The sequence below is a fragment of the Streptosporangium sp. NPDC050148 genome (assembly GCF_055586505.1).
In genome coordinates this window covers 176,964-189,829 of sequence record NZ_JBVJIA010000007.1, presented here as the reverse complement: position 1 = coordinate 189,829, position 12,866 = coordinate 176,964, and the positions used below count along the sequence as shown (strand labels likewise).

At 72.8% G+C, this 12,866-nt stretch carries 12 protein-coding genes; 2 read left to right on the top strand and 10 right to left on the bottom strand.

All coding sequences use genetic code 11. From position 1 onward, the window contains the following. Nucleotides 1-21: 21 nt before the first annotated feature. Nucleotides 22-813 carry a class II aldolase/adducin family protein gene (locus tag ACZ6RT_RS10220; protein ID WP_470152944.1) on the bottom strand — a complete coding sequence of 264 codons (792 nt, stop codon included), beginning with the start codon at nt 811-813 and terminating at the stop codon, nt 22-24. After that, nucleotides 810-1,961 carry a lactate 2-monooxygenase gene (locus ACZ6RT_RS10215; protein ID WP_470152942.1) on the bottom strand — a complete coding sequence of 384 codons (1,152 nt, stop codon included), beginning with the start codon at nt 1,959-1,961 and terminating at the stop codon, nt 810-812. The genes ACZ6RT_RS10220 and ACZ6RT_RS10215 overlap by 4 nt, the downstream gene beginning before the upstream one ends. A gap of 233 nt (nt 1,962-2,194) precedes the next feature. Here ACZ6RT_RS10215 and secA2 point away from each other — a divergent pair, with 233 nt between their 5' ends. Next, on the top strand, nt 2,195-4,396 hold the full coding sequence (secA2, locus tag ACZ6RT_RS10210; protein WP_470153070.1) for an accessory Sec system translocase SecA2: 2,202 nt from the start codon (nt 2,195-2,197) through the stop codon (nt 4,394-4,396). Between the two features lie 12 nt (nt 4,397-4,408). Here the strand turns inward: secA2 and ACZ6RT_RS10205 are convergent, their stop codons facing one another. Further along, nucleotides 4,409-4,684, bottom strand: a complete 276-nt coding sequence (locus ACZ6RT_RS10205; protein WP_470152940.1) for a type II toxin-antitoxin system RelE family toxin — start codon at nt 4,682-4,684, stop codon at nt 4,409-4,411. Then, the gene (locus ACZ6RT_RS10200; protein ID WP_344894926.1) at nt 4,681-4,959 is read right to left on the bottom strand and encodes a type II toxin-antitoxin system Phd/YefM family antitoxin; all 279 of its coding nucleotides are present in this window, start codon (nt 4,957-4,959) and stop codon (nt 4,681-4,683) included. Before ACZ6RT_RS10200 ends, ACZ6RT_RS10205 begins: the two co-directional genes overlap by 4 nt. Nucleotides 4,960-5,157: 198 nt before the next feature. Here ACZ6RT_RS10200 and ACZ6RT_RS10195 point away from each other — a divergent pair, with 198 nt between their 5' ends. Further along, complete coding sequence (locus ACZ6RT_RS10195) at nt 5,158-5,961, top strand: helix-turn-helix domain-containing protein (protein WP_399186217.1); 804 nt, start codon at nt 5,158-5,160, stop codon at nt 5,959-5,961. 111 nt (nt 5,962-6,072) lie between these two features. Here ACZ6RT_RS10195 and ACZ6RT_RS10190 read toward each other — a convergent pair whose 3' ends face one another. From ACZ6RT_RS10190 to ACZ6RT_RS10165, 6 genes are all read right to left on the bottom strand, one after another. After that, nucleotides 6,073-7,500, bottom strand: a complete 1,428-nt coding sequence (locus ACZ6RT_RS10190; protein WP_470152938.1) for a PepSY-associated TM helix domain-containing protein — start codon at nt 7,498-7,500, stop codon at nt 6,073-6,075. Between the two features lie 553 nt (nt 7,501-8,053). Next, nucleotides 8,054-8,602, bottom strand: a complete 549-nt coding sequence (locus ACZ6RT_RS10185; protein ID WP_470152937.1) for a hypothetical protein — start codon at nt 8,600-8,602, stop codon at nt 8,054-8,056. 273 nt (nt 8,603-8,875) lie between these two features. Beyond that, entirely contained in the window at nt 8,876-10,219 is a 1,344-nt protein-coding gene (locus ACZ6RT_RS10180) for a CU044_5270 family protein (protein ID WP_470152935.1), read from the bottom strand. Further along, the gene (locus tag ACZ6RT_RS10175; RefSeq protein WP_399186221.1) at nt 10,212-10,814 is read right to left on the bottom strand and encodes an RNA polymerase sigma factor; all 603 of its coding nucleotides are present in this window, start codon (nt 10,812-10,814) and stop codon (nt 10,212-10,214) included. Before ACZ6RT_RS10175 ends, ACZ6RT_RS10180 begins: the two co-directional genes overlap by 8 nt. 228 nt (nt 10,815-11,042) lie before the next feature. Continuing rightward, complete coding sequence (locus ACZ6RT_RS10170) at nt 11,043-11,318, bottom strand: hypothetical protein (RefSeq protein WP_399186222.1); 276 nt, start codon at nt 11,316-11,318, stop codon at nt 11,043-11,045. A 330-nt stretch (nt 11,319-11,648) separates the two neighbouring features. Further along, nucleotides 11,649-12,794 carry a serine hydrolase domain-containing protein gene (locus tag ACZ6RT_RS10165; RefSeq protein WP_470152932.1) on the bottom strand — a complete coding sequence of 382 codons (1,146 nt, stop codon included), beginning with the start codon at nt 12,792-12,794 and terminating at the stop codon, nt 11,649-11,651. Nucleotides 12,795-12,866: the final 72 nt, after the last annotated feature.

The following is a 12,866-nucleotide window of genomic DNA, read 5'->3' as shown; positions in this document are numbered from 1 at the left end:
GGACACCGGCCGCACGGGACCTCAGCCGAACAGGTCGGGCTCGGCGGCGGTGATCTGGTCGTACAGCGGCTGGAAGTTGATCCAGCCGACCGTGTCGTTGCCGATCTGGCCGTGGGTGAGCTTGGCGTTCTCGTGGCTGATCGGGACCGTCGGGCCCGCCGCCTTGGCCAGGAGCTGGGCCTGGCACGAGCGCTCCAGCGTGATGAACCACCAGGCGGCGGCGTCCACGCTAGTGCCGACCGTCAGCAGACCGTGGTTGCGCAGGATGACCGCCTTGTTGGAGCCGAGGGCCTGGGCGATGCGGCGCCCCTCCTCGGTCTCCAGCACGACGCCGGTGTAGTCGTCGAACAGGGCGATGTCCTCGTAGAAGGCGCACGCGTCCTGGGTGAGGGGTTCCAGCAGGGTGCCCAGCGAGGACAGCGCCTTGCCGTACACCGAGTGGCTGTGCGCGGCGGCGACCACGTCCGGCCGGGCCTGGTGGACCATCGAGTGGATCGCGAACGCGGCCTGGTTGACGTGGTAGCGCCCCTCGACCACCTGGCCCTCGTGGTTGACCAGGATCAGGTCGGCGATCGTGATGTGCTTGAACGACATGCCGAACGGGTTCACCCAGAAGTGGTCGGTGTGCTCGGGGTCGCGGACGGTGATGTGACCGGCCACGCCCTCCTCGAAGCCGAACCTGCCGAACAGCCGCAGTGCCGCGACCAGGCGCTCCTGCCGGTGGCGGCGCTCCTGGTCGGCGGTCGCGAACGTCTGCGGCGACCGGAAGATCAGCTGGTCGCCGGGGATCGGCTGCAGGTCGGACAGGCTCATGATGCCTCCAGGGCGGAAGGGTCGAGGCCGGCGGGGCCGTCGTGGCCCGCCAGGCCGAGGGTGAGGTCGAGTTCGGCGAGCAGTGAGCGCAGGACGTGGCGGACGCCGTCCTCCCCGCCGACCGCCAGCCCCCACCCGTACGGGCGGCCCAGCAGGACGGCCCGCGCGCCGAGGGCCAGGGCCTTGACGACGTCGGAGCCGGTGCGCACCCCCGAGTCGAACAGCACGGTCAGCCGGTCGCCCACGGCCGCCGCGATCGCGGGGAGCGCGTCCAGCGACGCCGTGGCGCCGTCGACCTGGCGGCCTCCGTGGTTGGAGACGACCACGCCGTCCATGCCCGCGTCGGCGGCGCGCAGCGCGTCGTCGGCGTGCTGCACGCCCTTGAGGACGATCGGCCCGTCCCAGTTGTCGCGCAGCAGCGACAGCCGCTCCCAGGTGTGGGAGCGGCCGTTGAACATCGGCGCCCACTGGATGATCGCGGCGTTCAGGTCCTCCTCGACCGGCCGCTCCAGCCGGGAGCGGAACACCGGGTCGGAGAACGGGATCGCCAGGCCGGTGCCGCGCAGGAACGGCAGGTAGGCGAGGTCGAGGTCGCGCGGGCGCCAGGCCAGCGTCCAGGTGTCGAGGGTGACGACCAGGGTGTCGTAACCGCTCCTGGCGGCCCGTTGCAGCAGGCTGAGCGTCACCTCGTCGTCGTGCGGCCAGTAGAGCTGGAACCAGCGGGGCCCTCCGGCCTCGGCCACCTCCTCGATGGTGTGCGAGGCGGCGGTGCTGAGCACCATGGGGACGCCGAGCGAGGCGGCGGCCCTGGCGGTGGCCATCTCCCCGTCGGGGTGGACGATCGACTGCGCCCCGATCGGCGCCAGCAGCAGCGGCGCGGGGTACCTCCTGCCGAACAGCTCCACGCCCAGGTCCCGGACCGAGACGTCGCGCAGCATCCGGGGCACGATCCGCCGCCGGTCGAACGCCTCGCGGTTGGCGCGCTGGGTCGCGCCGATGCCGGCCGACCCCGCCACGTACCAGTACGGTCCCGGCTCCAGCCGCTCGCGCGCCACCCGCTCCAGTTCCGCGAACGAGGTCGAGTACGGGGGCTGCCGCCCGGCGAGGCCGTCGAGGTAGATCTCGTACTGGTAATCGGAGAACGACATGTCCCAACCTTTGTGCCGATCGAGGAGAATGTCCACGCCTGGGGGACAGGTCCGGCTTCCGATCCGTTCCCGGGCGGGCGGGCCTCGGCGTGTCCGGGTCCCGTCCCCGCGCGGGCGGGGATTCGGCTCGCGCGGGCGAGCCTCCACTCTGTACACGACCGATCTTTACACCACAATGTCCCAAGAGACGGAACGCGAGCCCGGGAAAGGGCGTTGGAGGGAACGTGGCCTCGATAACTCAGCTCTTCCGGCGTTTTCTGGAACGCCCCGGCACCGTGGACCTGTCGAAGTTCGAGCGGGTGGTGGCGGAGGCGGGGGCCCGCGAGGAGCGGATCCGCGCGCTCGACGAGCTCCCCCGCGCCTCGGTCGACGACCTGGCCGAGTTCTGCGCGATCGTGCGGGAGGCCGCGCGCCGCTCCCTGGACCTGCGTCCGTACGACGTGCAGCTGGTCGGCATGCTCGCGATGCTCTCGGGCAACGTCGCGGAGATGGCCACCGGCGAGGGCAAGACCCTGGCCGGCGCGATGGCCGCGGCCGGGCACGCCCTGCAGGGCAAGCGCGTCCACGTCATCTCGGTCAACGACTACCTGGCCCGGCGCGACGCCGAGTGGATGGGCCCGCTGTACGAGACGCTCAGCGTCTCCTGCGGCTGGATCGGGCAGACCTCCACCCCCGAGGAGCGCCGCGCGGCCTACGCGGCCGACGTGACGTACGGCTCGGTCAGCGAGATCGGCTTCGACGTGCTGCGCGACCGGCTCGCCACGGACGTGGACGACCTCATCGTCCCGGCCCCGGCCGTGGCGCTGGTCGACGAGGCCGACTCGGTGCTGGTCGACGAGGCCCGGGTGCCGCTGGTGCTGGCCGGGGCCGCCGACCCCGGTGACGCGGTGCCGGAGATGGCCGCGCTGGTCAGGCAGCTCGTCAAGGGCTACCACTACGAGCTCGACGACCAGGCGCGCAACGTGCACCTGACGGGCAAGGGCATCGACACCGTCGAGCAGGCGCTCGGCGTGCAGCTCTACGACACCCCCGCCACCCTCACCGAGGTCAACCTCGCCCTGCACGCCCACGCGCTGCTGACCAAGGACGTCGACTACATCGTCCGCGACGGCCGGGTGCACCTGATCAACCCGTCCCGGGGCCGGGTGGCGCTGCTGCAGCGCTGGCCGGACGGCCTGCAGGCGGCGGTGGAGGCCAAGGAGGCGCTGTCGCCGTCGGAGACCGGCGAGATCCTCGACTCGATCACCGTCCAGGCGCTGATCACCCGCTACCCGGAGAAGTGCGGCATGACCGGCACGGCCGTCGCGGTCGGCGACCAGCTCCGGGAGTTCTACGACCTCAAGGTCGCGGTGATCCCGTCCAACCGGCCGTGCGTGCGGACCGACGAGCCCGACCGGCTCTTCGAGTACCGGATGGAGAAGGACCTCGCGCTGGTCGACGAGATCGCCGAGGTGCACGCGACCGGCAGGCCGATCCTGGTCGGCACGCTGGACGTGGCCGAGTCCGAGCGCCTGGCGCTGACGCTGAGCGGCCGGGGGCTGGAGTGCGTGGTCCTCAACGCCAAGAACGACGCCGAGGAGGCGGCCATCATCTCCCGGGCCGGGGAGCGCGGCGCGCTGACGGTCTCCACCCAGATGGCCGGGCGCGGCACCGACATCCGGCTCGGCGAGGGCGTCGAGGAGCTCGGCGGCCTGTACATCATCGGTTCCGGACGGCACACCAGCAGCCGCCTGGACGACCAGCTCCGCGGGCGCGCGGGCCGTCAGGGCGACCCCGGCGGCTCGGTCTTCTTCGTCAGCGGCGAGGACGAGCTGATCACCCACTACGTCGCCGACGAGTACGCCAAGGGCGTGCCGGAGCGCTCGCTGGTGGGTCACGCCCAGCGGGTCGCCGAGGGCGTCAACATGGAGATCCACCGCAACACCTGGCGCTACACGCGGCTGCTGGAACGCCAGCGCGGCCTGCTGCTGGAACGCCGCGACAGGGTGCTGCGCGAGCGGACGGCCGGGGACGCCCTGGCCGCCGCGGCCCCCGAGCGGTGGGCGGAGCTGTCGGAGAGCGTCGGCGAGGACGTGCTGCACGAGGCCGCCCGCCAGATCGTGCTGTTCCACATCGACCGCTGCTGGGCCGACCACCTGGCCTACCTGGGAGAGCTGCGCGAGGGCATCCACCTGCGGGTGCTGGGCCGGCTCAACCCGATCGACGAGTTCCACAAGGACGCCGTCCCGGCCTACCAGCGGCTGCTGGCCGAGATCGAGACGCGCTCGGTCGAGACGTTCGAGACCGCCGAGGTCACCGCCGAGGGGCTCGACCTGGAGGGCGCGGGGCTCAAGCGTCCCACCGCCACCTGGACCTACCTGGTGCAGGAGAACCCGTTCGGCACCGAGTGGGACCGCATCCTCAACCGCCTCACCAACAAGGTCCGCCGCCGCTGACCGGACCGCCGCTCACCGCGACCGGTAGGCGTCCGCCCGATGGCGAATGGTGATCACCTGGACCACGACGTGGCCTTCGTCGATCAGGTAGAGCACCCTGTAGTCGCCTCGGCGCGCGGACCATTGCGGGGCGAGTGGCTCGTCGAGCGGCTTGCCCACTCGACGAGGGTTGTCCAGAAGCGGACCGGTGATGAACTCCCAGACCGCCGGTACCGCCTTCGCCGGCAACCGCTCGGTGAGGTCCTGCCGGGCGCGGCGGGTGAGGCTGAGCTCGTACCGCTCGCTCACAGGCGACCGGTCCGGCGGAGCTCGGCCTCCACCTCCTCCTGCGAGAAGGTACGTCCCGCCTCCAGATCGGCGAGGCCGTCGCGGATGGCCTCCACGGCCTCCGTGGAGGCGAGAATGTCGATCATCTCGCGCATCGTCTCGTAGTCGTCGGCGGCCAGCAGCACGGCCGCGGGCACACCGTTACGGGTGATCTCGAATCGTTCATGGGTGGTGACGGCGGACTCGATGAGGCCGGAGAGCCGGTTTCGTGCCTCGGCCAGCGGAAGAAGCGTCATGTACATAATTCTAGCCAACTCACCAGGCCGAGACCAGCGATCCAGGCCGTTCCGGAGAGTGCGGAACCTTCCGCGCGACCGACCGGCACACCGCCGTACACGACCTGCGACAGGTCTTCGCCGTGAAGACCGACATCATGATCCTCGTTACGTCTCCGGTAATGGTTTCACCGCCCGGTGACGGTTATCGTGGCGTACGTGACCACCACCAGCGCGTCCCGGCCGGTAGGTGAGCTTCTGCGCCAGTGGCGCGAGCGCCGGCGGATGAGCCAGATGGACCTCGCGATCCAGGCCGACATCTCCACCCGGCACCTGAGCTTCGTGGAGACCGGGCGGTCCAAACCGAGCAGGGACATGATCCTGCACCTCGCCGAGGAGCTGGACCTGCCCCTGCGTGAGCGCAACCACCTTCTCCTGTCCGGCGGGTTCGCCCCGGTGTACTCGGAGACCCCGCTCAACTCCCCGCACATGACCTCCGTGCGGGAGGCCCTGGGGCAGGTGCTCAGGGGGCACGAACCGCACCCGGCGGTGGTCGTGGACCAGCGCTGGAACCTCATCGACCGCAACTACGCCACCGGGGTGATGCTGCGCGGGGTCGCCCCCGAGCTGCTGACCCCCCCGGTCAACGTGCTCCGGCTGAGCCTGCACCCCAAGGGCATGGCGCAGCGGATCATCAACCTGGGCGAGTGGCGGGCCCACCTGCTGCACCGGCTCCGCCGCCAGATGAGCCTGACCGCCGACCCCGAGCTGGCCGCGCTCTGGCGTGAGCTCGACGACTACCCCTGCGACCAGCCCGAACCCGAGATCGACCGGCCGGGTCCCGGTGACATCGTGATCCCGCTCAAGATCCGCCGGGGCTACCGGGAGCTGACCTTCTTCAGCACCATGACGACCTTCGGCACCCCGCTGGACATCACCGTCGCCGAGCTGGCCATCGAGGCGTACTTCCCCGCCAACCCCGAGACCGCCGCCTACCTGCAGCAGCAGCACCACCCGGACTAGAGTCCCGCCGGACGGACGCGGGACGTCCGACGGGGTCATCGCCCCCGGCCGGTGACCCGCGGGACCGGCCCGGCGCGCCCGGAGAGCCGGGCGCGCCGGAGTCCTGGAGCCCTACCCGTCCACCCGGGACCGGCGGGCCCGCAACGCCGCGGTCCTGGCGAGGACGACGTCGACCACGAGGAAGGCGAGCAGCGACAGTCCCAGCAGCGGGAGGAACACCCCCACGGCGATCGCCACCGCCCCCAGGAGCAGGGTCACCCCCACGGGCAGCCGGCGCAGGCCGCCGCGCTCGTAGGGCGCCGCGAAACCGCGGGTCGGACGGCGCAGCCACCACATGCGGTACCCCCACACGATGACCGAGACGAGCGCCAGGGCGAGCACGGCCAGCAGGATCTGGTTGGCCGGGCCGAACAGCACGCCCATGTGCCCGTCGATGCCCCAGCGGGTCAGCTTGGCCGCGAGCGGGTAGTCGTCGAAGCGCAGCTCCGCGGTGACCCGGGCGTCGACGGGATCGACCGCCACCTGGTCGTTGCGCTGCGGCCAGAGCCGGTCGATCTCCTTGACGACGTACGGGCTCCCGGGCTCGGCGGGCCAGACGATCTCCAGGGGGCCGGACAGCCCGCCGCCCGCGGCGGCACGGACGACCTGGTCGGCGTCGGCGGACCTGGCGGCCGCTCCTTCCGCGTCACCGGCGGCGTGACCCCCGTGGTCACCGTGCCCACCGGAGGGGACGGGCAGCGACGGGGTGGACCAGCCGAACGACCTCTGGAGCACGTCCACGTTGGCCCCGGCGTACTTCGACCAGGTCAGGCCGGTGGCCGAGAGCGCGAGCAGGCCCACCAGCGCCCACAGGCCGACCGAACCGTGCCAGGAGAGCGTCCCGCGCAGGCCGCGGACACCGCGTTCGGGGGCGACGATCCGGCGCAGCCGCCGCTCGCCCCGGCGACGGCGGGAGAGCCAGAGCACCAGGCCGCCGAGCCCGACGAGCCAGAGCCAGCTCGCCGCCATCTCGCTGTAGACGCGTCCCGGCTCGCCCAGGTGCAGGTGACGGTGCAGCTGGGAGATCCAGGTCCGCACGGGCAGGGCACCCGAGCTGCCGTAGCTCTCCAGCGCTCCCCGGACCCGGCCGGTGTACGGGTCGACGAACACCGCGAGACGGGTGCTCTCGGCCAGGCCGGGCACGTCGAGCAGCACCTGGGTCGTCACGCCGGGCTCGTCGGAGGTGCGCACGGCCCCGACGGTCCCACCGGGGTGCGCGGCGGTGGCCGCGGCGACCTGCCGTGCCAGCGGCACCCTCTGCGCCCCGGCCGGTACGGGAGCCGTCAGCTCGTGGGAGTGGATCACGTTCTCCAGCTGGAAAGAGGCCGCGTACAGCAGGCCGGTCGTGGCCGCCACCAGCAGGAAGGGGGCGACGAGGATTCCGGCGTAGAAGTGCAGGCGGAGCAGGAGGGCGCGCAGCGTCGCCCAGGGGGAGGTCGCGGGGGGCGGGGCGGGAAGGGACGGCCCGGCCGCCGGTTGGATCTCGACGTCAGAGGTCACGGGGTTCTCCTCGGCAGGGAGCGCGCGTACCGGCAGGTACGCGCCATCGCGATACGGGGTCCGGCCCGGCTCGGGGGTGAGGACCCGGGCCGGGGGTGTGTCGACGACAGGGGAAGGAACGAAAGGACGTACCGGGGCGTACAGGGACGTACAGGGACGTACAGGGACGTCCGGGGACGCGTGAGGACACGGATAAGGTCCGCGCGGCCGGGCACGGTGACACGGGCGCGCGAGCGGGCACGGCGGTACCGGGTCTCACCCGCCGGAACGACGCGGCGTCACCCGGGCACGGCCCGCCCCGGCGACGGCCACGGCGGCGTCCGGGCACAGGTCCCGACGACAGGACCGGGACCGATACCGGTGGCCGGACCGGTGGCGTTACCGGCGACGGTGCCGACGACGGTGCCGGTGACGCGTCCGGTGCCAGGGTCGGTGACGGGACCGGCACCGGTGCCGATGACGGGGCCGATGACGGGGCCGATGACGGGGCCGGGCGGCGGCCGGTGACGCGGCCCCTCGGGGCACGACGGCGTCCGGGCGGAGCGGCCCGATGTCAGATGGCGTACGAGGGCGCGGGCGGGCCGCGGCGGGAGACGGCGGCGGCGAGCAGCCGCGCGACGAGCGGCACCCGGTCGGCGGGTGCGGCGGGCGGGGCGACGGGATGGTGGACGGCGGGCGCGTACCGCCACAGCACGGTGAGGATCGAGGCGAAGAGCAGGTACAGGAGCGTGGCCAGGCCACGCTCCCTCCGCTCCAGCCAGTGCGCCGACAGCAACGCCGTCACGGTGTGCACCAGCAGCATGAACAGGCCGGCGGACAGGCCGCCGTCACCGTGCTCGTGCCCGGTCGTCGGCGGCGGGACGGCGCCCGCGGTGAACCACAGGTGCATGCCGTACTGGGCGGCGAAACCCGCCCCCATCAGAACGCCGAAGCCGCACTTCCTCCGGGCGAGGACGAACGCCCCCGCCGCGGTCGGCAGCACCGCCCAGGCCAGCACGTCCGCCCCCACCGGGGCGCCACCGGCCAGCACGTGCATGGCGAGCGACACCGTCACGCACACGACCGCGAACACCGCGGCGCGAACGGAGCGGAGGACGTACATGCCGTAATGGTGACAGAGAATGGCGAATTCGCCAGCCCCTTGATTGTTTTGACGAACATGGACCGTTGCACGGTGCACGTTTCACATCGACCGGCGGCCGGGCGTTCCTCACCACCACGCCCGGCCGCTCCGTGTCACCGGGGAGACGTGACCGCCAGGGGCTCGTGCCGCCAGGGTCCCGTCGTCGAGATCCTCGCGGCAGGGATCCCCGCTGTCGGGGTCCCTGCTGCAAAGACCGACGCGATCGGGAGTGATTCCGCGGGGATCGGACCGTCAGGGCCGCATCGCCGGGACGTCCTCGGACACGCCGTGGGAGACCTCGGGAACGCCTTCGGAGGCCGTCCCGGGAGCGGTCCCGGGAGCGGTCTCGGGAGCGGTCTCGGGAGCGGTCTCGGGAGCGGTCTCGGGAGCCCTGTCGGCGACCGCCACCTTGAGCAGCGCCGTCGAGGTCAGGACGCTCCCCGCCGGGGCCCCGGCCGTGGCCGCGTCCACCACGACGACGCGTTCCCCCAGGTAGCGGTAGGTGACGGGGTCGAAGATGTACTCGTGCCGTATCCCGCTCTCCGGGTTGGACATGGCCGCCGCGACCCCCCTGCGGCCCGTGGCGTCCTCGACCCCCTCGACGGTCCGGACACCCGGGATCGTCCCGATCGCCCGGAACAGCGCGGCCCGCTGCGCCACCGGCATGTACGCCTGCGTGATCATCGCGCCGGCCCTCCCCCATGCCTCGTAGTGGTCGACGGCCCCCCCGGTCAGGCCGGTGAAGAGGTGCTCACGCATCCCGGCGGGGTCGGCGGGCAGCCGGCTCAGGTAGGCGTAGTCGGTGCGCAGGTGGCCGGGACGGTCGTCGCGGCCGGTGACCCTGGCGGGTTCGGACCGGCTCTCCGCCCGTCGCAGCGCCTCGGCGGGCAGCGACTCCCCCGGGTACGGCTCCGGCGGCAGGTGCCGGACCGACATGACGCCCCCGTCCAGCGGGGAGCCCTCGGCGGGGAGCCAGATCCTGTGCACGCCGCGGTCGAGGTACCGGCGTGTCCGCCCGTCCTCCTCCACCTCGACCGGGAACATGACCTGCGACTCCAGGAAGAGGAACTGGCCGGGCCGCGGGCGCAGGTCGCCCTCGGCGCTCACGGTCTCGGCGGCGCGCCGCAGGACCTCCGTCACCGCCACCGGCGCCATCCGGACGGACGGCGCCACCCGGTCGGGCCCGGCGGACGGGGAACGGACCGCGGTGACGTACACGGTTCCCGCGAGCGCGACGACCGCGGCTCCGGTCCCGACGGCCAGGCTCCGGCGCAGGTTCCCCGGCAGTGCCGCCCGCAGGCCACCGGGCCGCCTCGAACCCTCCGGCCGCTCCCCGAGGCGGCGGGTCGTGCCGGGCCGCTCGGCCGGGGAGCCGGAGGCGCGCCCGGCTCCGGGGGCGGACGCGCCCCTCGCCGCAGCGGACGCGTCCCTCGCCGTACGGGCCGGTGCGCGCGTGGCCGTACGGGCCGACGACGCGACGGTGGCGACGGAGGCGGCGATCTCCGCGAGCAGTCGCGACTCCTCGGCACGCAGTTCCGCCGGGCCGGGCAGCGGCACCTCGGAACGCAGCCGGTTCACCTGGGTCATCTCATCCATGGACGCTCTCCTCGCTGACGGATGTGGGATCGACCCCGCCGAGATGCTCGCGCACCTTGTCCCTGGCCCGGCTGACGCGCGAACGGACCGTGCCCACCGGGACGCCCAGTGCCTGGGCCGCCTCCGGGTAGGTCAGGCCGCCCCACGCCACCAGCAGCAGCACGTCCCGGTGACCGGCGGGCAGCCCCGCCAGGGCCGCCGCCAGGCTCCGCCGTACGGCGCCCGCGCTCACCCGTTCGTCGCTGCGCTCGGTGAACGGCTCGGTCACCGGGTCGACGCCGGTCCGTTCGAGAACGCGCAGCCGCTGCAGCTCGACACGCCTGTGCCGTCTGATCAGGTTGGTCGCGATGCCGTACAGCCACGGGCGCGCGCTGGGCCGGGACGGGTCGTACCCCTCCCGGCCGCGGAACGCCACCAGGAAGGTGTCCGCCACCACGTCCTCGGCCACGTCGGCTCCCAGCCTGCGGGTGACGTAGCGCTTGATCTCCGGCGCGTGCCGGTGGAAGACCGCGGCGAACGCCTCGGGCTCGTACCGGGACCGTTCGATGACGGAGGCGTCGTCGGCCTCCGGCCCGGTCCGGCTCGTGTCGCTCATATCCGGCCTCTCGGCTCTCGGTCAGGTCACCCGTTGTTGCCTTCCCGGGCGGCAACGGTTCCCCGGACCGACACGGCGCCCCTCCGGCCGATCCCGGCCGGTCCCGTCGGCTCGTGCGCGTCCCCCTCTTCCGAACGATCCATTCTCTTCCGGTCGTACGGGCCTCTTCAGGTCGTACCGGCTCTTCCAGTCGTACCGGTCTCTTCGAGTCGTACCGGCGCGCGGGTGTCAGCCGTGGCCGACGGGGGTGGTGCCGAACATCAGCGTGCGACGGCGGACGTCGTAGAAGACGGTCCCCGCGACCGAGAGCAGGTCCTGCAGGTTGTCGGCGTCGTCGGGGTCCAGGGTCAGCACCTCCTCCCAGGCGCCCTGGTCCAGGACGAGCTGCAGGGTGTACGTGCCGGACTGGCCGGGGTCTCCCGCGACCCAGCTGAACTGGTAGTGGCTCAGCTGGCGCACCGCGATGCTGTCGTCGGTGACGGGCTGGCGAACTTTGGCGGCCATCGGGTTCCTCCCAAGGTCGAGGTCGGCGGAGCGTCGTCGAGCCGGTGGCGCGGTCCCCGGAGCCCCAGGGTCCGCACCACCGGCTCCACGTGCCGGGTGACGTGCCCGCTTCCCGCTCCGCCACTCCGGCGAGGCGTCCGCCCGTACGCGAAAACCTCCCCATCACGCTTTACCGGCCCTTGGCGCCGCCCCCTTTCCCACGCGTGGTCTCACCATGGGGTCCGGCGACCTCCGCGACCTCCTTGAGCACGGCAGGCGCGGCGGGCACGGCGCCCGCGGTGACGCCGGGGCCGTCGCGCACGGGCCGGCCGCACAAGGCGGCCGCACAGATCAGCCGCACAGGGCGGTCTCGAAGGCGGCGATCAGGTGCTCGCGCTGCGCGGCCGTGCCTGCGGAGCCCGTGGTGTAGACGGTGACCTGACGTCCCCTCCGGTCGCGTCCGCTGACGACGGACACGCCGGGTACGTCACCGCCGTGGAACCAGGCCCGGCCACAGCTCAGCCGGGCATCGGCGATCCCGAAGCCGTACCGGGCGCCCGCGGGCCAGTCCGCGTTTCCGATGGGCACGGAATCGCCGATCATCGTCCGCAGCGCTCCGCGCGACAGCGTCCTACCGGCGAACACTCCCCGCCAGAACCGGTTGAGGTCGCCGGGCGTGGAGACCAGGCCACCGCCGGCACCGAACTCGTAGCCGGGCAGCCGGGTGAGGTCGACGACCCCGCCCGCGGGATCCGCGGGATGCACGCCGTACGTGCGCGCGTGCTCCCCGCGAACGTCCGTCTCGCCCCTGGCCGGCCAGTAGGTGTCCCGCATGCCCAGCGGCTCGATGACCAGATCGCGGCTGACCTCGCGGAAGTCCCGGCCGGTCACGGCACGCACGACCATGCCGGCCACCAGGTAGTTGGTGTTGGCGTAGGCGAAGCGACCGGCGGGCGTCGGCCTCCGGGTGAGCGCGAGCCCGAGGTAGTCCTGGGGGAGCTTGGACCAGTCGACCGCGTCGACGTACTCCGGCAGGCCGCTGGTCTGCCGGAGGAGATCGCGCACCGTGATCCTCCGCCCGTCGATCGCCGCGCCCGCGCCCTTTCCGCGTACGACGCCGGGCAGGTAGCGGTCGACGGGCACGTTCAACCGGATCCTGCCCTGCTCGACCAGCCGCATCACGGTCACCGCCATGACGGGCTTGGTCATGCTGCCGATCCTGAACCTCCCGTCGGCGCCGACCATCGGCCGCCCGGTGCCGCGCTCCGCGGTACCGGAGACGGTGGTCACGTCCCCGCCCCTGCGATCACGGACGTGGGCGAGTGCGCCCGGCAGCCCGTCTTCGCCGGTGAGCCGGTCCAGCCGTGCCTGGAGGGAGGCGGGGCGAGACGCCTCCGGCTCGGTGCGGGCGGACGCAGGGCTCGACGGGACCAGGGACAGGAGGAGTGCTCCGGCGACCGCGGTCGCGAGCAGCCGACGGGAGTTCTTCTGGGACATGGGTTCGCCTTAGAGATCGAAGCGCGGATGGCGCCTCCGACTCTGGCCGGTGCGGCGGGAGGGGGCAGTGAC

Coding starts and splice junctions, on each gene's coding strand:
- ACZ6RT_RS10170 (WP_399186222.1), bottom strand. CDS start 11,318: ATGGCCGCCAAAGTTCGCCAGCCCGTCACCGACGACAGCATCGCGGTG.
- ACZ6RT_RS10180 (WP_470152935.1), bottom strand. CDS start 10,219: ATGGATGAGATGACCCAGGTGAACCGGCTGCGTTCCGAGGTGCCGCTG.
- ACZ6RT_RS10220 (WP_470152944.1), bottom strand. CDS start 813: ATGAGCCTGTCCGACCTGCAGCCGATCCCCGGCGACCAGCTGATCTTC.
- ACZ6RT_RS10185 (WP_470152937.1), bottom strand. CDS start 8,602: ATGTACGTCCTCCGCTCCGTTCGCGCCGCGGTGTTCGCGGTCGTGTGC.
- ACZ6RT_RS10175 (WP_399186221.1), bottom strand. CDS start 10,814: ATGAGCGACACGAGCCGGACCGGGCCGGAGGCCGACGACGCCTCCGTC.
- ACZ6RT_RS10165 (WP_470152932.1), bottom strand. CDS start 12,794: ATGTCCCAGAAGAACTCCCGTCGGCTGCTCGCGACCGCGGTCGCCGGA.
- ACZ6RT_RS10200 (WP_344894926.1), bottom strand. CDS start 4,959: ATGACGCTTCTTCCGCTGGCCGAGGCACGAAACCGGCTCTCCGGCCTC.
- ACZ6RT_RS10215 (WP_470152942.1), bottom strand. CDS start 1,961: ATGTCGTTCTCCGATTACCAGTACGAGATCTACCTCGACGGCCTCGCC.